This window comes from Providencia sp. PROV175 (assembly GCF_032707045.1).
GTDB lineage: Bacteria > Pseudomonadota > Gammaproteobacteria > Enterobacterales > Enterobacteriaceae > Providencia > Providencia hangzhouensis.
Genome location: NZ_CP120533.1, coordinates 3884033 through 3904126 on the forward strand (window position 1 = coordinate 3884033; position 20094 = coordinate 3904126).

At 39.7% G+C, this 20094-nt stretch carries 19 protein-coding genes; 11 read left to right on the top strand and 8 right to left on the bottom strand.

Going from position 1 to position 20094, the window contains the following annotated elements; genetic code table 11:
* The first annotated feature begins 1221 nt into the window (after nt 1-1221).
* Both P3L44_RS17725 and P3L44_RS17730 read left to right on the top strand, forming a co-directional pair.
* Nucleotides 1222-2217, top strand: a complete 996-nt coding sequence (locus tag P3L44_RS17725; protein ID WP_272662836.1) for a nitrilase family protein — start codon at nt 1222-1224, stop codon at nt 2215-2217.
* A gap of 81 nt (nt 2218-2298) precedes the next feature.
* The gene (locus P3L44_RS17730) at nt 2299-3195 is read left to right on the top strand and encodes a LysR family transcriptional regulator (protein ID WP_094961563.1); all 897 of its coding nucleotides are present in this window, start codon (nt 2299-2301) and stop codon (nt 3193-3195) included.
* Nucleotides 3196-3232: 37 nt separating this feature from the next.
* Here P3L44_RS17730 and P3L44_RS22165 read toward each other — a convergent pair whose 3' ends face one another.
* From P3L44_RS22165 to P3L44_RS17760, 7 genes are all read right to left on the bottom strand, one after another.
* Complete coding sequence (locus P3L44_RS22165; RefSeq protein WP_410480039.1) at nt 3233-3442, bottom strand: RES domain-containing protein; 210 nt, start codon at nt 3440-3442, stop codon at nt 3233-3235.
* Nucleotides 3443-3595: 153 nt separating this feature from the next.
* The gene (gene tnpC, locus P3L44_RS17735; protein ID WP_316928252.1) at nt 3596-5119 is read right to left on the bottom strand and encodes an IS66 family transposase; all 1524 of its coding nucleotides are present in this window, start codon (nt 5117-5119) and stop codon (nt 3596-3598) included.
* 84 nt (nt 5120-5203) lie between these two features.
* The gene (gene tnpB / locus P3L44_RS17740) at nt 5204-5548 is read right to left on the bottom strand and encodes an IS66 family insertion sequence element accessory protein TnpB (protein WP_034167512.1); all 345 of its coding nucleotides are present in this window, start codon (nt 5546-5548) and stop codon (nt 5204-5206) included.
* Nucleotides 5545-5841 (bottom strand): IS66 family insertion sequence element accessory protein TnpA, encoded by a 297-nt coding sequence (gene tnpA, locus P3L44_RS17745; protein WP_094961085.1) that lies wholly within the window; start codon nt 5839-5841, stop codon nt 5545-5547. The genes tnpB and tnpA overlap by 4 nt, the downstream gene beginning before the upstream one ends.
* A 69-nt stretch (nt 5842-5910) precedes the next feature.
* Entirely contained in the window at nt 5911-6606 is a 696-nt protein-coding gene (locus P3L44_RS17750; protein ID WP_272662682.1) for an RES family NAD+ phosphorylase, read from the bottom strand.
* 14 nt (nt 6607-6620) lie between these two features.
* Nucleotides 6621-7550, bottom strand: coding sequence for a sce7725 family protein (locus P3L44_RS17755; RefSeq protein WP_272662683.1), 930 nt, complete (start codon nt 7548-7550; stop codon nt 6621-6623).
* A 3-nt stretch (nt 7551-7553) separates the two neighbouring features.
* On the bottom strand, nt 7554-8402 hold the full coding sequence (locus P3L44_RS17760) for a sce7726 family protein (protein ID WP_272662685.1): 849 nt from the start codon (nt 8400-8402) through the stop codon (nt 7554-7556).
* 355 nt (nt 8403-8757) lie between these two features.
* Between P3L44_RS17760 and P3L44_RS17765 the strand changes: the two genes are divergently transcribed.
* Genes P3L44_RS17765 through P3L44_RS17795 form a run of 7 tightly spaced genes read left to right on the top strand, consistent with a single transcriptional unit; the run spans nt 8758 to nt 15652 of the window.
* Nucleotides 8758-9756 carry a 3-oxoacyl-[acyl-carrier-protein] synthase III C-terminal domain-containing protein gene (locus tag P3L44_RS17765; protein WP_272662687.1) on the top strand — a complete coding sequence of 333 codons (999 nt, stop codon included), beginning with the start codon at nt 8758-8760 and terminating at the stop codon, nt 9754-9756.
* Nucleotides 9753-10760: an NAD-dependent epimerase/dehydratase family protein gene (locus P3L44_RS17770; RefSeq protein WP_272662688.1), complete on the top strand. Its 1008-nt coding sequence runs from the start codon at nt 9753-9755 to the stop codon at nt 10758-10760. Before P3L44_RS17765 ends, P3L44_RS17770 begins: the two co-directional genes overlap by 4 nt.
* Nucleotides 10754-11557, top strand: coding sequence for an MBL fold metallo-hydrolase (locus P3L44_RS17775; RefSeq protein ID WP_140171727.1), 804 nt, complete (start codon nt 10754-10756; stop codon nt 11555-11557). The genes P3L44_RS17770 and P3L44_RS17775 overlap by 7 nt, the downstream gene beginning before the upstream one ends.
* A complete protein-coding gene (locus P3L44_RS17780) occupies nt 11551-12831 on the top strand; it encodes a F390 synthetase-related protein (protein WP_227528998.1) in 1281 nt (426 codons plus the stop codon). Before P3L44_RS17775 ends, P3L44_RS17780 begins: the two co-directional genes overlap by 7 nt.
* On the top strand, nt 12828-13442 hold the full coding sequence (locus P3L44_RS17785) for a phosphatase PAP2 family protein (protein ID WP_272662690.1): 615 nt from the start codon (nt 12828-12830) through the stop codon (nt 13440-13442). The genes P3L44_RS17780 and P3L44_RS17785 overlap by 4 nt, the downstream gene beginning before the upstream one ends.
* Nucleotides 13435-14559 carry a sterol desaturase family protein gene (locus P3L44_RS17790; protein WP_112307534.1) on the top strand — a complete coding sequence of 375 codons (1125 nt, stop codon included), beginning with the start codon at nt 13435-13437 and terminating at the stop codon, nt 14557-14559. Before P3L44_RS17785 ends, P3L44_RS17790 begins: the two co-directional genes overlap by 8 nt.
* Complete coding sequence (locus tag P3L44_RS17795; RefSeq protein ID WP_140171730.1) at nt 14549-15652, top strand: fatty acid desaturase family protein; 1104 nt, start codon at nt 14549-14551, stop codon at nt 15650-15652. The genes P3L44_RS17790 and P3L44_RS17795 overlap by 11 nt, the downstream gene beginning before the upstream one ends.
* A 34-nt stretch (nt 15653-15686) precedes the next feature.
* Here P3L44_RS17795 and P3L44_RS17800 read toward each other — a convergent pair whose 3' ends face one another.
* A complete protein-coding gene (locus P3L44_RS17800; RefSeq protein WP_140171731.1) occupies nt 15687-17006 on the bottom strand; it encodes a polysaccharide deacetylase family protein in 1320 nt (439 codons plus the stop codon).
* Between the two features lie 293 nt (nt 17007-17299).
* Here P3L44_RS17800 and P3L44_RS17805 point away from each other — a divergent pair, with 293 nt between their 5' ends.
* Together P3L44_RS17805 and P3L44_RS17810 are read left to right on the top strand one after the other, a co-directional pair.
* Entirely contained in the window at nt 17300-18412 is a 1113-nt protein-coding gene (locus P3L44_RS17805; protein ID WP_272662691.1) for a mandelate racemase/muconate lactonizing enzyme family protein, read from the top strand.
* Nucleotides 18413-18661: 249 nt separating this feature from the next.
* A complete protein-coding gene (locus tag P3L44_RS17810; RefSeq protein WP_096864484.1) occupies nt 18662-19972 on the top strand; it encodes an MFS transporter in 1311 nt (436 codons plus the stop codon).
* Nucleotides 19973-20094 lie beyond the last annotated feature (122 nt).

Sequence of the window (20094 nt, forward strand, 5' to 3'; positions counted from 1 at the left end):
ATAATAAATTGCACTGATTATATAAAAAATCAAAAAAGAACAAACCAATTAAAACACGAAATTTGAGTTAATTATAGTTTTCAATATATAAAAGTAAAACTGTTTGTAACGATCGATAGAATAAATTAAAGCCACTGAAACCTATCAATATTTCATTTTTTTAGTTTGCATTATCATATAAGATAAAAAACACATAATTCATATTAGTCATTATTCTTTTTTAAATAAAGAAATAACATACAACCAATTGATATTAAAGAAAAATAACAAACTACCACTATCAATGGTAATATCCAAAAATATAACAACACCTTAATTTATAATGGAATGAAGGCATTTATAATTAATTTTATATGGTATTCATTGATTCCTAAGTATTTTTATATACTTATTTTTATAAATTAATTTATTTTTTACATTTTTAATGTTTGCTTCAAAAAAACAACTAACAATGGTTTTTTTATTCTTATCATTTAATTTAATTTAATTTAATAGTATTTTTAATTACTCATAATAAGAGTTATAGGATGTAAAAAACTGCAATTTTTTTTTATTGGTCGCTATCTACTCATAAATAAATCAAGTTATTCATATTAAGAGTAATAACAATATTGATAGCCATCGATAACTCACATTTCGAGTAAAAAACAACAATCACCAACAAAAATAACGTATAAATAACAATATGTTATATTTGTTTCCAATTGTAACAAAACACAAAATTCTATTGCAGATCAACAAGGTAAAAATGAAATATAACAAAAAGAAAACATAATAATTGCACTACAGGGAGCTATAAAACGAGTAAAACAAGAGTTTTACCTCGCACTTTCACAAGAAATCAGTCAAAACAACAAGGTAAATGCTTACTATTATTGTATGTTTCACATATAGCTTAGGTTAAATTTGTGCTTTTAATACCGAGAATAAAGAGCATTTGTATGCTTGATTCACTAAATGAAAGCATTTCATTGAGGAATAATTGACCTGATACGCTTTAAACCAAAATGGACAACCTAGGAAGATTACACTTAACTAGGCTATTTTTCCGTATTATATATATTTCAACATCTCTTTTTACGTTAATTTATGTATAAAAATGCTAATATTGGTGACCAGACAGATTCATTCAATAACCTATCGTTATGGAATGAGAAAATAACTCATTATTTTTAGCTCAAATTACATGTTTTTATTTCCCTAACTAAGGAGATAAAAATGATGCCAGCACAATCACAGCTTCGGGTTGCAACTGTCCAGTTCCAACACCGTCCTAGCGATAAAACCTACAATTTAGAACGTATCCATGAGTTTATTACTCAAGCCGCCCAACAGAAGGTAAAAATACTGGTTTTACCTGAAATGTGTATTACTGGTTATTGGCACGTGCCGAAGCTACCAGATGATGCCGTTTATGCTTTAAGTGAAACTTTACATGATAGCCCGTCATTAGCATTAATCCGCCAACGGGCCATTGAATTAGACATGATTATCGGGGTTGGGTTGATTGAAAAAGGGTTAGATGGCAAATGCTACAATACTTGGGTCGCTTGTATGCCAGATGGCCAATACCATGCTCATCGTAAATTACATGCCTTTGAGCACCCCGCCATTCATAGCGGAGACAATTACACTGTTTTTGATACGCCATGGGGGGTAAAAGTCGGTATTTTAATTTGTTGGGATAATAACTTAATTGAAAATCCACGCGTCAACGCGCTACTTGGTGCAGATATTATTCTTGCCCCCCATCAAACAGGTGGAACTCATTCGAGTAGCCCTCATGGCATGAAACCGCTCGACCTCCGCCTCTGGGAAAATAGAAAAAAAAATCCTCAAGCATTATTAGATGCATGTCAAGGGGAACATGGGCGCGGATGGCTAATGCGCTGGTTACCCTCCAGAGCCCACGATAATGGCGTGTTTTATTTATTTAGTAATGGAGTTGGCTTAGATGATGATGAAATTCGAACCGGAAACGCCATGATCATAGACCCTTACGGGCGAGTAATTAAAGAAAGCTGCGCAATAGATGATGATATCGTCATCGCGGATCTTGAATTAGATTTATTGCCTACCTCGAATGGCCGTCGCTGGTTAACCGGAAGACGCCCAGAGCTCTACCGAATCATCACTGAAACTCTGGGTTACGAAACGGATATTCGCCATGTCCGTTTTGCTTCTAAGAATTCCCCTTATCATCAAGAAAAGCAATAATAGTTAAAGTCAATGGCTCGCTATAGCATTCATAATAGAAATGTTATAGCGTCTTCTATTACTAGGAACTGGCTAACAACTATGGATACTCGACTACTCCGTGCATTTATCACTCTCGCAGAGACAAAAAATTACCGCGAAGCTTCATCACGCCTATATATTAGTCAGCCAGCCTTAACAAAACAAATTCAACTTCTTGAGAAACAATTGGATATAGTACTATTTGAGCGGGGACGTCATGGTGCGGTACTATCAGATCATGGCCGCGCTTTACTGCCTTACGCAGAACACACGCTAAACCATATGGCGGAGCTGTTAAACCAAGCCGCCGCTCTTAGAGAAACTCCCCCGCTTTCTTTAAATGTCGGATTCGGTATTGCAACTTTTCACGAAGCCTCTTTTTTTGTTGCCCGTCTGAAAGAACAACTCCCCAATGTCACCATTCTATTAGAGGACATGCCCTCACATGTCATGAGAGAGAAGCTTGTTCAGCACCAGTTAGATATCGCATTTACCCGTAGTGATAAGCAAAACTCAGTGGAATACCTTGCCAGCCGCCCATTGAAAATTGAAACACTGGCGCTTGCTGTCACCAAAGACCAACAGCCACATAGTACAATCAATGATTATTTAGCCCAATATCCACTTCTGATGTTACGCGCACAACGCGGTCAGGGTCTTTATCAACAAGTTCAACATTATTTGCAATCTGAAAATCTGCATATCACGCCACGACAAGAAGCCAGTGACATTCAGACTCTAATTGCGTTAGTCGCCGCTAAGGTTGGCATCAGTCTTGTCCCATATAGCGCCAAGCAGATTGGTGGAGAAAATATCGATTTTATTCCAATTCAGGACAATGCAAATGCTCAATGGCAAGTTGATTTAGTTTGGCAAACGACATTACCGAAGACATGGCAGTCGCTTATTGAGAAATTGGTTGAGGAAACGTCAAAACAGACAATAACCCATATGTAAATTTGAGCTGATTTATCAAACTATACGAAACTGCTATTTATCGTCCATGTGATATTTTTAACTTGGTGATCCTAACTTTTTCTACGCTAGTACATACCATTATTTCTTGATTAAAAATAACAAGATTATTACCCGTACTATCGAGAGAACTCGCAAACTTAATGCCGTCAACGCCTGTAAAAACTTTGATGAATTCACAGATAAATTGAGTTGGAATATAGTCCAGATCTGAGTCGAATCGTCTCATAGGTTGGGATAAGTCTAAGCTGATCTTTTGCCTCAGCAATGTGCCTTTAATCTTTTTATTAATCTCGTTAGGGTGATAAAGGGAGGGGGGTTCTGTAAAATCAGCAATAGCAACTCTTGTAGTAACGTAAGCGCTTAATGAACCAGTAAAGCTTTACTCAACCTCACTGATTTCTACGTTCCATGGCATGAGATCCGACACATCATCTTTCGGACTTCGTTTTGGTAACTCGGTAAACAGGTGTTGGAAGTAATAATAAGGGTTCATGTCATTAGCGCGGCAAGTCATCACGAGGCTATACAAGTTTGCACTCGCCTTTGCTCCGCCTACCGACGTTGAGAACATCCAATTTTTGCGACCTGTCGTGAACGGCCTTATATCTCGTTCGGTCACATTGTTGTCGATACTTATATCGCCGTCTTCAAGGTAGGTAAGCAGCTTAGGCCACTGGTTTTGCGTATAAGTGATGGCTTTGCCAAGTAATCCTTTAGGGAGAACGTTTTGACTGTCAAGCCATTGCTTGAACTCATCTAAAATAGGTTTGGCTTCTTCTTGTCGTAGTTGGTGTCGAGATTTTGCGTTAAGCCCTTTGGCTTTCTTTTCAATACCGTATAGTTTGCTAATAAAGTTCAGTGCTTTTTCTGGCTTGCCCGCTTTTTTTGATGGTGAAGCTTTTTGAGCATCAGTGAACTTTCTGCGTACATGCGCCATGCAAGCAGCTTGAGTCACGTCCTCAAGTTTGTCGTATGCACTGTAGCCATCCGATAGCAAGTAACCAGAGTAACTACCTAAAAAGTCTTGTACGCACTCTGCTCTGCGGCTGGCTTGATAGTCGTAGATAACCACTGGGTTATTGACGAACTCACCGCTACGATAGACCCACATATATGACTTAGATTGTGCTTTCTTATCTTCTTCACGTAATACTTGAACAGTGGTTTCGTCCGCGCAGATGAGCTTTTCTTTCAATAACTCACTTTTCATTGCATCAATAATGACTTGCACTTTGCTTCCTAACTGAACGCACCAGTTGGCCAGTGTAGCGCGGCTAATATCTATACCAGAGCGATTGAGAATATCCACTTGGCGATAGAGTGGCAGAGCATCAACGTATTTTGCTGTGACTACAGCGGCGAATGCATCTGCACTCCCTAGGCTTTTAGGGATCATACTTGCGGGTTTTGGGGCTGTGATAATCTTTGTTTCAGTCTGTGTTTTTTCACACTGCCGGCAAGCGTACTTGGTTCGCTCGTGACGTATAACACTAACCTTCTGTGGGATGATTTTCAGCTCTTCAGAAGTTTCAACACCACATTGATGTAAAGGCTCGTCGCAGCAGTCGCAATAAGGGGCATTGAGTTCATGTTTATGAACTTCACGCTCGAGCTCTTTTGGAAAAGGCTTACGGCCTGTTTTTTTCTTGTCGTCGTCGGATTTAGCCGTACTCTTTTGTTGCTCCGCTTCGTTAAACGTACCTTTGGGTATTTTTTCACTTTGTGATGAGAAGCGCTTTGACTTACTTAAATTGAGCTGTTCAATCAACAACTCAATTTTGGTTTTGAGCTCGGCAACCTCCTCTTGCTTTGCCGCAAGGAGTTTATCTTTTGCTTCGTTCTGTTGGTGAAGCTCAAGCAGCATAGCTTTTAGCTGGTCGATATCATCAGGGAGGTCGGTCATGTCTGGGCTCTGGTCATCTCAATGACTTAAGTATGACAGCAAAAAAGGATCGTTCAAGCCCAACGTGACGATCAGTATCAGCGGTCACACTTCTAGATTATGAAGTGGACGATGAGCTTTGGCATGTTCGAGCGTTAACCCCGAAAGAAGCCAACCCAGTTGTTGCTTAGTAATATGAATGGCTCCGTCCTCACTGGGTCTTGGCCACTTGAAGGTCCCTTTTTCTAAGCGACGATAGTACAGCCAGAAGCCATTAGTATCCCAAAACAAGATTTTCAATTTATCTCGGGTACGATTGCAGAAAATGAACCAAGACTCACTAAACGGATCCATCTCAAGAGTCTCCGCGACAATCAACGATAGTCCATCAATGGACTTACGCATGTCCGTGACTCCAGAGATGAGGAAAACCTTACCTGTTGGTATCATTGTAGCGCTTCAAACCAAGTCTTAATTTGTTGCGAGCTAAGCGTTGCCGGCAGTTCTGCTCGAATGCCATTATTGAGAATTAACACAACACAACTTGTGCTCACGGTAGGCTCTGTCACCACGATAGGTTGAACCCTGGTTTCAGGCTCGGATTGCGTGAGCTTTTTCGACCAATAGTGAAAAGTCTGATAGCTTATGTTTTGCTCCGAGCAAAACTGCTTAATGCCTAAATTACTTTGTCGTTGCTGCTCTAGAATTGCAGTCCAGTATTCTCGTTTACTTTGTTGTTCCATAGTCCCTCCAATGAAAAAGCTACTATGGCAAATGACGAGTTTGTTTAGTATGTGTGGTTCATTAACCGCTTACGTAGTAACCGTTGAATCTAATTGAAATTTAGCTACCGTGATCTCATCCAAAAAAGTGGCTCGCACCTCATAAAGTGTTGTCGACAAATTGTCACTAAGGTACAAGTACGGAATACCTATTGGATTAGCACGACCTGAAGTCGTTAAATATTTAGGAGGACAAAGCATTTCTGTTTCATTAAAAGGATCTTGCCCCTCTTTTTGATGAAGTCTCGCTCGATAAAAAATATCACTTGGGCTTATGACAACTTGGCTTTGAAAAAAACTGTCCCAGCCAAGATCTTCTGTTAAATAATTGATATCTGTAAAATATCTTTTTTCCCACTTGAGTTGCTCTTTTAGCTGCTCCCAATAGTTTATGTTTTCATAGATTTCATCTATATAATCAGCACCATCACTCGCGCGAATAAAGTTTGTATCAATATTTTGTATAACATAATTTAGAACTTTATCTGCACACGTTTGGTTTTTAAAAAAACTCCAATCTCCCTGTAACAATTTAGATAAAGACGTTCCATGCTCTTTTGGAACTAAGTTAGTAAATAGTTCTGCAAAAAAACCATATAGCTCATCAACCCTGACAACGTCTACATCTAATGTTTTGCAAAAATCACATTGATTAATCTCACGCTGAGATATAATAAAGCCAATTATTTCAGTATCTGAAAAACATTCTTTACAAACAAATTTCATATATTAAATTGACCTTATATTAATTCATTTATAACTAACACATGATTTTTAATCGATATTTTTTTAACTGTACCTAAGCCTGGGTATTTTTTATCAGTAAAATATTTTCTCAGTTCATCTATCGCAATATTATCCAATGGTAATGAATCACAAAAAGTGATGGCCTTCTTTGTTGCCTCTGCGAATTTACCTTGTACGTTTTCTATTGAATCATTAGATTCAGATGTAAAATGGCTAATCCAAACCTCATTAGTAACCTCACTCTTCGGATAGGTGAGATGGATCACCACCGCCCTAGGAGTACTACCACCATCGACAAAATCACTAGGCAATATCGTATAATCAGAGAAACCTTGGTAGCCATCCTCTTTATAATAGAGATGCTCCTCAGTAAATTTATGCGCAGCTATAACCAAAAAATCGGAATTTCTTTGTTGTTTTTCAAATAAATCATCTAATCTAATGTAGTTTATATCAAGTAATTTCATATACTTGTCTAACCCTCGATACTTATTAGGGTCTAATAACATTAAATGAGAAATTTCATCTCGGGTAGATAATTCTTTCAACTGTTCTTCATCAGAAAATTTATCTAAACAAACTATCAAGCAATTTTCCAGATTATACTTATCTATACAAGAAAGAATATAATTACTGTTATCGGTATATATAAATGCAGGTAAATATGTTTCCCCATTTAATTCTTTCAAGTAATTCAATACATCATATCTATCCCCTGCAATCTCACCACAACAAGGATTAACGATGAGAAAAGCCTTAAAATTTTTCTCTTGAAAAATATTACATGCTAAATTCAATCCACTAAAACTAGATTTAACAGGTTCTAAAACCGGCATTACCTTATTATTTACAATGCCAGATGTAGCGAGTTCCCTTAAGGAAATCAGTTCAAACTGCCTTGCTCTTAAATATGGAAAATACATAGTTTACACCGTATTCGTTTTTAGTTTACTAATCAAATCCTCTCTATCCGCCTTTTTTAAATTCAAAGAAAGGCATATCTGATTAAGCTCATTATTTAGTTTATTAAAAAACAAATTATTAACTTTTCGTTCCTTCATTGCTTCAATAAACAAATGATTCAACTGATTATTTTCAATACTTGAAATTAACTCCTTACAAATATCAAATTGATTAAATGAGTTCATCATTGGCAACTCTTTATAGTAATTTTTTGATATTTTTAAATATTCCTTAGTGTGCAAAACATTCATCAATGTATCAATATCAACATGCTGATTTACTTTTGGCTTACGTTCTAAGTTAAATGCATTACAATCATTACTATATGAAATAACCCCAATAGAATTATCAAAATCGATATATCGCCCCAAATGCTCATGAGGGACGATAATATAAACCTCATTAAATAATTTTTTATACTCTTGGAGTTGATTAGATAACCGATAATCCTTATCTAAAATAGACTTAATTTCAAAAGCTTTCGATACACCATTAAACATAGCTAAATCTGCAATGGCATTTCCAATGCGAAATTCATTAAATATTATGGAACTATTACATCCCAATTCTTTTTTAAGCCACTGATTTAAAAATTCATTTTTTAAAACATACTCATTGGGATAATGCTTTAGCAATAACTTATAGGTCTTTTTTACAAAAGATAAATAGGTTTTACCTTTGTATTTTTCATATAGCTGATATCTATGTAGTTTTACATCAATTGATTTAAAATCGCCTTTAAACCAACGCGATACCTCACTTCTCAAAAAAAGAGAAGATAAGTCTCTAAGCTGATTCGAAGGATATGACATTTTATGTACTCTTTTCAGTATGGATCATTTATGCGTTTATTCTCTTCTATTATCTAACACCTTGAGCCATTATTCAATAACATAAATTTTACTTATTAATTGATGTGATTCGTAAAAATAGCAAACCACTGTCAGTGGCAAACGTACAATTTGTAATCTTTCGGTAATATTGTGGCTTAAGACCTTTTCCATTTTGAAGTGAGTCTTCAGAATAAAATGTCTTCTTCCTCCTCGTCTTCACCAAGGCAAAAAAACATAAAAGTAAGAACTAAGAATAATTCCGTAATTCCTATATATTAAATATTTGAACTTTGATATTTATTGTCAATATTATGATGAGATAGGCACTACTTATATGTCTGGTAATAGGTCAATCACCCCACTAAAAATCATTGCTTCTGGTGTGGCACTACCTGAAAACAAAATTTACTCCTCAATGCTTGATGAAAAGCTCAATAAACCGAAAGGTTTTGTTGAAAAACATTCAGGTATTGAATATCGCTTCCATGCAAGTCATACCGATTCACAAGCAGTGTTAGCTTCCCTGGCGATTCAAAATGCATTGCATGCGAACCATATCGTACCAAGCAGTATTGATATGCTAATTAATGCGTCTGCAATTCCCTTGCAAGCTTTGCCTTGCTCCGCAGCGCATATCCTTGAACAATCAAATTTAAATCAAGGGATTGCCTGCTTTGATGTTAATTCAAGTTGCATCAGCTTTATCACTGCGCTACAGGTTGCTGCGGGGTTATTAGCCACCAGCGCTTATCAACGCATTGCAATTGTTTCTGCGGATATCGCCTCACGTGGTATTGATTGGCAAGATAAAGAATCATCGTTGATTTTTGGTGATGGTGCAGCTTGCGTTGTTGTGGAAAAAGGGGATGGGAATAGTGGAATTATTTCTTACACACACACCACTTATACAGCAGGCATTGATTTTTGTGAAATTCGCGCAGGTGGCACAAGACGCAATCCACGTGCAGGGATGACCGATGATGATTTTCTGTTCCATATGCAGGGGAAAAAACTGTTTCGCCTCGCATCTTCTTTGATTGAAGATTTTATGCAACAGGTTTTCAGTGAATCAGGTATACAGCTCAAACAAATTGGTACCGTGATCCCACACCAAGCAAGCCATCTTTCTTTAGAACATATGCGCCAACGTGTGGGCGTAACAACTGAGCAATTAGTCGATATCTACTGCCATCGTGGGAACCAAGTTGCGGCCTCTATCCCTTCAGCATTACACGAAGCAATTATCACAGGCCGTTTCTATGAAAAGCCCAGTGCCATGCTAATTGGCACTGCCGCTGGGTTAGCGCTGTGCGCCATGGTATTAGTGCCATGAAGATCCTCGTCACAGGTGCCACGAGTGGCCTTGGTAGAAATGCAAGTGAGTACTTACTGGGGCGAGGTTTTGAAGTCGTCGCTTGTGGGCGAAACCCGCAAGCAGGAGAACAGCTAGTAAAAATGGGAGCTGAATTTATCCCTTGTGAACTGGCTCAGCTTTCTTTGCAACAGGCCAAAGAGATGATGACTGGCTGTGATGCCATTTGGCACTGCGCTGCTCTTTCTTCACCTTGGGGCAAACGCCAAGATTTTGAGACAACAAATGTTCATGCAACTCAAATTTTGGCTACCGCCGCGGGGGAAGCCAAAGTCTCACGCTTTATCCATATTTCCACCCCAGCCATTTATTTTAATTTCACCCACCAGCAAAATATTCATGAGTCCACGGTTAATAAACATTTCGCTAACCAATATGCCAGAACAAAATATTTAGCCGAAACTAGGATTGAGCAGTGCGTTAGGCAGTTTCCGACAACTCGTTACACTATTTTGCGCCCTCGAGGTTTATTTGGCCCCCATGATCGCGTTTTGCTACCGCGTTTGCTCGCCCAAATAAAATCACGTAAGGGAAAATTGGTGTTACCTAATGGGGGAAATAACCATTTTGACCTCACCTATGTGGGAAATGTGGTTCACAGCATGCAGTTGGCGACTTTCAAAGAAACACTCCCTAATGGCGCCATTTATAATATTACCAACCAACAGCCCCAAGCACTAAAACAGACATTAAATCAGTTATTTAGTGAACTCAACTTAGATTGCGAAATTCGTTCAGCTCCTTACCCTTTACTGTATGTTATTGCCAGCCTATTAGAAGCCATTGGCTATTTAACGGGAAAAGAACCATTACTCACACGCTATAGCCTTGGCGCAGCCTATTTCACCATGACATTAGATAACCAAAAAGCACAGCAAGAACTGGGTTACTATCCTTTATATAGTATGCAACAAGGTATTCATTTGACCGCTAAATGGCTGAAACAACAGGAGAACCCATGCTAAAAATTCATCAATATGAAGTGGGTTACTGCACACATCCAGGCTGTGTGGCTTTAAAAGGTGCTAGTTTTAAATCCTGTAAATTCCCAGCAAGAGCATGGCTGATTGAAGATGAACACCAGCGTTGGCTATTTGATACGGGTTATGCCACCCATTTTTATGATCACACGCGCCATGGCATTATGCGGTTATATCGAACTGTTACCCCAGTGTATTTCGAAAGCAAAGACGCCCTTGTCAATCAATTGGCTAATGATGGCTTAAAACCTAATGATATCAATGGTGTGATTTTGTCCCATTTTCATGGTGACCATATCGCGGGGCTACGTGACTTCCCTGACATCCCCATTATTTGCTCAGGAGATGGCTGGGCTAAAACACGCCCTTTAACAGGGTTTGCTGCATTGAAAAATGCCTTTGTCAGTGGTCTTCTACCAGAAGACTTTGAACAACGTACTGTATTTTATGAAGGTTTCCCAAAGGTGGCGTTACCGAATGAATTGCAAATTTTGGGCGAAGGCTATGCAGTAAATCAACAGAAGACGTTATTCATTGTGCCGCTTCCTGGGCATGCTGCAGGGCATATTGGTTTGTGTGTACTAACTGACTCAGGCTGGATATTGCTCGCAGGTGACGCAGCATGGTCTCCCACTAATTACCGTGAATTGCGCGGCCCTATGGCCATTGCCAATATCATCATGGATGATAAGCAGGCTTATTACGAAACACTCAATAAATTACATGAAATTGATAAACGCAATGTGGTTATCCAACTGTGCCACGAAGGGGATTTATTGTGATCCTCTCGATGCTTTGGCATTACTGGCGCGCTCGTCATTTGACGTTTCGCAACCGTGACGAGCTAGAAGCTTATCAACAAAAACGTTTGGCACATTTTAAGCGCAAAGTGTTATCGAAAAGCCCTTACTTTCAGCGATATATCAATCAGCCATTATCTAATTTTCCCATTATGAATAAACAAGTCATGATGGATAATTTTGATGAGATGAATACCGCTGGGCTTTCTAGCCAAAAACTTCTAGAATGTGCACAAAAAAGTGAGCAATCTCGGGATTTTGCCCCTAAAGTAGGGCGCTACAGTGTCGGGTTGTCCTCTGGAACCTCAGGCCGTCGAGGCCTTTTCGTTGTTAGCCCAGAAGAACAAAATGTTTGGTCTGGCAGCATGTTAGCTAAAATGCTACCTAAAAGTCTGTTTAGTGGTGAACGTGTTGCTCTATTTTTACGTGCTAATAATAACCTGTATGAAAGTGTCAATAACCGTTGGATTTCACTGCGTTTTTATGACCTTTTTGCAGATTTTGACCTGCAACTTACTGCACTTGAACAATATCAACCATCAATTATTGTTGCGCCAGCCCAAGTGCTATGCGCAATAGCTGACGCCATTAATCAACAGAAACTTCAACTAAATGTGCAGAAAGTCATTTCCGTGGCTGAAGTATTAGAACCCCATGATAAACAAAAATTACAGGATTGCTTCCCCAATGTTGGAGAGGTCTACCAAGCAACGGAAGGTTTTTTAGGCTGTACTTGTTCTCATGGTACTTTACACTTAAATGAAGCGTTTGTGCATATTGAGCCTAATTGGCTTGATAATAACCGTTTTTCGCCGATTATTACGGATTTTACCCGTAAAACACAGCCTATCGTTCGTTATCAACTGGATGATGTGTTAGTGGTGAAAAAAAACACCTGCCCATGTGGCTCCCCTGAAATGGCGATAGAACGCATTGAGGGTCGCTGTGATGATTTGCTTCAACTTCCGGGTTATAACGGCAAAATGGTGACGATTTTTGCAGATCCCTGTGCGCGGGTTATTGTGAATCACTTACCTGTTACTGCTGATTTCCGCTTAACACAGCAAGGCAACTCATTATATTTACAGGCTGAATGCTCTCCCATGGAGTTATCCCATTGCCAGCAACAGCTAGCAAGTTACTTTGCAAGCCAACACGTTGATATTACGCAATTAGATTGGCAATTATCATCAGCCGCTATTACGCAAGCACTCTCGGTTAAAAAGCGACGTATAACCCGTAAGGAAGTAAAATGAACAACAGGGAATTATTCACTCGCTTTATTTATTGCCTACTCGGCTGGGGAACCGTAGGTATTGTTTACCAATATACCGGGCAAGTGACTGGGCAAGCTCATATTTTACTCCCTAGTAAACTAGATAATGCCGTCCCATTTTCCCCCGATGCCATCTGGCTTTACCTCTCCTTTTTTCTGTTTATCCCACTTGGGTATTTTCTCTGTCCCCTAAGAAAAGCGCGCCCACTTATGTATGCCATGCAACTCTGTGCGCTGGTTTCTGGGGCTGTTTATTTGTGCTACCCCACGACTATGCTATACCACGATTACGACTTATCAACCTTATCCGGACTGGCTTTATCTGCTTTAATGAATATTGATAGCCCACAAAATTTACTACCTTCTCTACATGTCTCATTGACTCTCGTCGTACTGAATGCATTATGGTCAACACAACAAAAATTTCGCACGGTTCTAGCCGTAATTTGGACCCTTGCTATTTGTGCTTCTGTATTGGTGTTAAAACGCCATTTATTTATTGATGTGGTCACTGGCGCACTCACCGCTTGTGGGGCATTAGTGATTGTTCACACTGCGAAGTTTGTCTTAAAGAGAAACACTAATGAATGAATTAACCTTTCCGATTGTTTTCATGTTAGCGGTTGTGGTCGCAGAAGGTTTGGTGATAGCCAAAACACAAAAAGGAACCGTTAGCTGGCAAGAATTGGTGTTCAACCTGAACTCTGGCCATATTATGCTGTGGCTGTTTAGAGGGTTAGAGATTTTTTGTTACGGCTTTGTCGTGACCCACTACTCATTCAATCTCGTTGAAAACTGGCCAACCGCACTGGTGTGGGTGTTTACGATTTTTGCTTGGGACTTTGGCTTTTACTGGCTACACCGTTTACACCATACTTACCGTGTTTTATGGGCCGTTCATGTGGTACATCACCAAGGGGAGCACTATAACCTATCATTAGGCGTGCGTAATTCGTGGTATTCATCACTCACATCAATCCCATTCTTTATGTTGCTGGCGCTAATGGGGATCCCTTTAGAAGTGTTTATCACCGTTTCAATATTGCACTATACCATTCAATTTTTTAACCACAGTGCGCTGATCCCGCGTTTGGGTTGGTTGGAGAAATTTATGGTAACGCCACAGCACCACCGAGTTCACCATGTGAAAGAAGGGCACTATTCCAACCGTAATTTTGGTGGCAGTTTTATTTTTTGGGACAAACTATTTGGCACATTTTCCAAATTGCCTGAAACGGAACACCATTTTGGCATCAAAGGGGCTCCCGCTTCTGAAAACCCATTTATTGATAGTAATTTGCCTTTTTGGCGTATCATTAAACGTCGCAGTCAACCCAAGGAAAAACCCGCACCATTATTTCGCGTGAACCAAATCGCATTAGTAATGGGAACACTTCTCCTATTTAGCCTAGTTATTGGTTATGTCTATATTTATGGCTATGGTTATCAGGGAACGACTCAACAGCAAGTGATTTTATTTATCTTATTAGCCTTAGGTACCGTGGCACTATCAGGTATTTCAGATGGCCGCAAAATTGGCCTGATGAGCTGGTTTTTTATCGCTTGCTTACTATTAATTTGCATTTTATTTATTTGGCAATGGACAACGCCATTTTGGGTAATTTTTACCACGGCTCTGTGGCTGCATAGTTTATTAATGTTACTTGGTATCGGCAGAAAACCCATACAGGTGCGTGATGTCGCCTGAGCCGCTAAGGCCGTTAGGCTACCAACACCGCCATGATCAAGCGTTCCAAAAAGCGTTGAACAAGGCCGCTAAACACTATTTACAACAGCGTGCAGATCACCGGTTCGCTGACTTACGCTTTTATTTAAAAAGCTTGGTTTTAATCTTGTGCTGCCTAGGCAGTTACGACATAGCGCTATGTGTTAACGCGCCTTGGGCTTTTTTTATTTTTTATCCCCTGTTTATCTGTTTCGCATTATTATTGGCGATTAATTTAGTTCATGATGCTTCCCATAATGCGATTTTCAAACAGGCCAAAGCCAATTATTGGCTCAATTTTTGGGTCACTATTCCGTTGGGTTTAGACCCTGAATGTTGGCGAGTCAGGCATATTATTTTTCACCATGCTCACACCAACATTCGTCATTATGATTTAGATATCGAAGAAAATTTCGTCTTACGTCAAACGCCTTATCAGCGCTGGTACCCGTTTATGCGAGCTCAGCATCTGTATTGGCCATTAATTGCCGCAATGACTTTCCCTGCATTGATTTGGTTCTTTGATTGGATGGACAGATTTCATTTGACGCGCGTCGCCCCGCATATGCGCCATCAAGGCCGTCGTGGTATTGGGGCATTTTTATTGGCTAAGTTACTACATTTGATTGTTGCAATAGTCATACCTGCGTTTGTTATCACTGATATCAGTTTAGGTACCTTGCTACTCACTTACTTATTTAGCCAAATGCTTGCCTCCCTCGTATTTGTTGTATTAATACTTGGCACCCATTGGGCGAAAGCAACTTTTTATACGCCCCCCAAAGAAGGCAATATGCCGCATGGTTTTTATACTCATACTTTTTCAACCACTTATGATTGGCAAACCACACCTCGTTGGCTAACCTATTGGTTAGGCGGGTTAAACTTACATCTTACTCATCATTTATTTCCGAATTGGAACCACCGCCATTACCCTGCACTTGCTAAGATCATTGAGCAAACCGCCGAACAGTTTTCGATGGATTATCATTGTATTAGCGCGAAAGAATTGTTTGTTTACCAACAACAATTTTTAAAAGAGATGGGAACGGGCAAGCAAGCGGATGAGCACTAAGCCAAACAACCCAGTGCTTACTTCGCTATATTGATTATCTGTCGATAATAATATTTTGATTTATGACGCTTTTTTCACTATTACCTACCATCTGAGCAAATTTCTCTAACGGGTCAGTCCGAAAAGCATACAAACGTTTGAGCGCAAAAGGGTTATCCCCCAATTTAACTTTTCCTTGAATGGTCGTGACGGCAAGATGTAGCCCCGCATCTTTAGCCGCATCCATCGCTGATTGGTTATAACCACCAAATGGATATGCAAGGTAACGCTGCTCAGGTTCGAAACGGCTTAGAATTCTCATCGATCGTTTGAAATCCAACATGATCGTATGTTCTTTCCGGCTAAATAAAATGGGTGAATTATGGTTATCTAAACGATGTAAAAAGTGAGTATGAGATTGGATATTAAAAACATCTCGGCTATCTTTTATCTCTTGTTTATTCATAAATTGTAAGTCATGCGCTGACCATTTTTGTGGCTGTGTTTTAATCCGTGAAGAAATAATAAATAGCGTCGCCTGCTGGCGGTTATACCTTAAAATCGGTAATGCATAGCGATAAACTGATTTTAAACCATCATCAAATGTCAGCACGACTGCTTTACCTGGTAAGTTAGCAGATTTATTCAGATAATCTTCCACATCGGCAAGCGAAAGCGTTTGGTAACCCGCCTGTTTTAAATAATTCATTTGTTCACGAAATGCTTCTACGGATGTCGTCGTTGACGTGTCACGAAAATGCTTATTTTCACTGTCTTTGAGAATATGGTGATAAGTTAAAATTGGAATGCCTTTATCTAATGCTACATCATCTAAACGCACATAGCCCAGCCTATCCCCTAGGCGAATGGTTAGCCAAGCAGTCTTTTCTCCTGCTTTATCCGTTTTAATCATCCGCGATAACACAGGGTAGCGCAGGTTTTCCCATAAAGAGGCAATTTGCTTACTATTACTCTGAGTTGAGTTATATACCGCTGTTTTTTGGTGTGTGACCAAATAATCATAAATGGGATTTTGTAAATCATTTAGCCTATCCACTTCAGGTACATAACGCGGTTTTTGGTTCGAAAACGATACTGTTTTTACAAAGGCATACCCATTGCCAAACTGCATTGCACAGTAATCCCCCGAAGGAGAATAGGCATAAAAACCGTGTTCTGCATTGAGTTCTGCGACGGCTCGCATTTCTCCAGCAATCATCGCAAAAATAATTTCAGGCTGTTTTGTTTGCACTAGCTTTGGTGGGATGTCTGCCAACTGCCAATCGTCAGTGTTGTTGACGATCTCAGAAGCCAAAGATTGGGGAAGATAATTCGTAAATAAAATACAAAGCAATAAAAGAAATCGTTTAGACATGTTTTATCCACTATAAAGCTGGGTTTCCGCCATTATTCTAAACCTACTCTAGATTGAACCCCATACCCTGATAAAAATTTTTATTGTTCCCTGCTTCCCACTATTTTCACCTATTAAGCTGTTATACCAATTTTAAAGATACGCCATAATCTATCATACAAAATAAAGAGATCTAGCTCATATTTATCAGTAAAAAGCGTCATACAGGCACAATCTGTAAATCATTTGACAGTTTAATCCACTTCCCACTGCTAGATTGGCATTCAACCACCTTACAACACCTGGGAACAACAATGAAAATAAAAGAAATTAGTACTTTTATCATGCACGTACCTGTCACTAATGACCTAATTGGTGACTCAACTCACAGCATTACCCATTGGGGGATGCCGGGTGTCATGATCAAAACAGAATGTGGATTAGTCGGTTATGGTCACACAGGGACACATGCCGACATCACCACTGACCGTTTAATCACCACTATTATTGAAGATGTTTTCGGCCCAATATTACTCGGCGAAGACCCAACAGAGGTGCGCTATTTACATCGAAAACTCACTCGCAGCTCAACCAATATCTGGGTAGGTCGTGGTGGTTTGATGCAAATGGCGATTTCTGCCATCGATATCGCCCTTTGGGACCTTAAAGCTAAAGCCGCGGATCAGCCGCTATGGCAACTGTTTGGCGGTTCAAAACACAATAAAGTTAACGCCTATAACACCGACTGCGGTTGGTTAGTGCGTAGCCAAGAAGACTTAGTCGATGATTGTAAAAAAATGATCTTCGAAGAAGGCTTCAAAGCAATAAAAATGAAAATTGGTAAACCAGATCCACGCGAAGATCTACAACGTATTGAAGCTGTTCGTAACGCAATTGGCGACGATATCGACCTAATGGTCGATGCAAACGGTAAATGGGATATCAGTATTGCCAAGCAATATGGCCACCGTTTAAATGATTTCAATATTAAGTGGTTTGAAGAACCATTATGGCATGATGATGTCGCCAGCCATAAACAGCTTGCCGCTTATATGGATACACCTATCGCATTAGGTGAATTACTTTATCACAATGATTCATTTAAAGAATTTGTCTTGGCGGGTGCCGTTGATTACTTACAACCTGATGCAACACGCTGTGGCGGTTTAACAGCGGTATGGGAAATTGCTGACTTAGGTATGGCCTTTAATTTACCAGTGACACCACACCATGGCGATATGATGCAGGCACAATTGCATCTGGTAATGGCACATCCCGCTTGTTCTTTACTGGAATTTATTCCATGGACACTGGATTGCTTTGTTGACCCAGTCGAAGTCATTGATGGTGTTTATACCACACCAACCGCGCCTGGGGCAGGTACGACGTTAAAACCTGAAGCATTAGCCAAATTTAACGTGAAATAATGTTCATTCCCTTTTTCAATATTTCATTTCTAACAACATGAAAAAGGGAAATTAATAACAAGAATTATTCATTTTAAATTACTTATTTATACTCTGAATAATTCATGGTGCAATCAACAACACTGCAACTTGAAGTATGACGAGTACATTAGCTCTATACTCTACTCTGCTGGTTATTCAGCGGCGGGCTAAACACATAATAAAAATGAATAGATAACATTACTATCTTACAAAAAACTGGGGTGAACCATGTCCACCAATACGGATCATTTATCATCGGCTACCAGCAAAGCAATACGAAAAATAATACCTATGGTGGTATTAATGTTCATATTGGCTTATTTAGACCGTTCAAATATTGGTTTTGCAAAACAAGAGTTTCAATTAACAACTGGGTTAAGTGACGCTGCATACGCATTTGGCGCAGGGATCTTTTTTATCGGCTACGCACTATTTGAAGTGCCAAGTAATATTCTGTTGTACCGAATTGGCGCTCGGGTATGGTTATCGCGCATTATGGTCACATGGGGGCTAGTCTCTGCCGCCATGATGTTTGCTCATGATGAAACCACCTTTATTGTGCTGCGTTTCTTACTTGGTGTCAGTGAAGCGGGCTTCTTTCCGGGGGTTATTCTGTATTTAACCTTCTGGTTCCCACAAAATATCCGGGCACGGGTGACAGGCTACTTCTTATTTGGGGCACCACTGGCGTTTATCATTGGCGGCCCATTATCTGGCTCATTATTGTCGTTGGAAGGAACTTCATTTGCCTTCGGTTTATACGGCTGGCAGTTAATGTTTGTCGTAGAAGGCTTATTAGCATCTATTGTCGGGATTTGGGTGTTCTTTTACCTTGATGACCGCCCTGAAAAAGCCAAATGGCTGACAGCTGAGGAAAAAAGTGCACTTTCCGCTAAATTAGCCTTGGAAGAAGATGCCAAAGCAGGCCATAGCCCGAAAGGCGCCTTGAGAGCATTATTAGATATGCGCGTCCTCTACCTGTGTCTGATTTGGTTTACCGTTCAAATATGTGGCTATGGGATTTATTTCTTCTTACCAACCCAAATCGGTACGTTGTTGGGCAGTAAAGTCGGCATACTTGTAGGCTTTGTTACCGCCATTCCACCACTGTGTGCGGCAATTGCGGTTTATTATGTACCTCGTATTTCAGAACGTCTAAAAGAACGTCGTAAAGTCGCTGCCATCACCTTTATGTTAGGTGCTGCGGGAATTGCGGTTTCTGGTTTATTCGATAGCATTCCCGTCATTGCGATTATTGCCCTGTGTGTGGCAGCGGCTGGTCACTTGGCGATGCAGCCTCTGTATTGGAGCTTCCCATCTGCATACTTAGGCGGCACCGCAGCTGCATCGGGTATTGCTTTGATTAACTCAGTGGGTAACTTAGGTGGTTTTGTGGCACCAAACTTACGAGTTTGGGCTGAAACTACCTTTGAATCTGCCCGTGCAGGACTCTATTTTATCGCATTGGTCACCTTTATCGGTGGTCTGTTGATTCTGACATTAAAAAGATTAGGTATTGAAAAACGATTTGAAGATTAATTAATTATCTTTTAAATCCCTCCCGAGCCACATTAATGGCTCGGGTTTTCTATTACCTTATTTCTTATTTATGAGGTTTACTCGAATATTACGGCGGTTCATGATTGAACATAACCCTACCA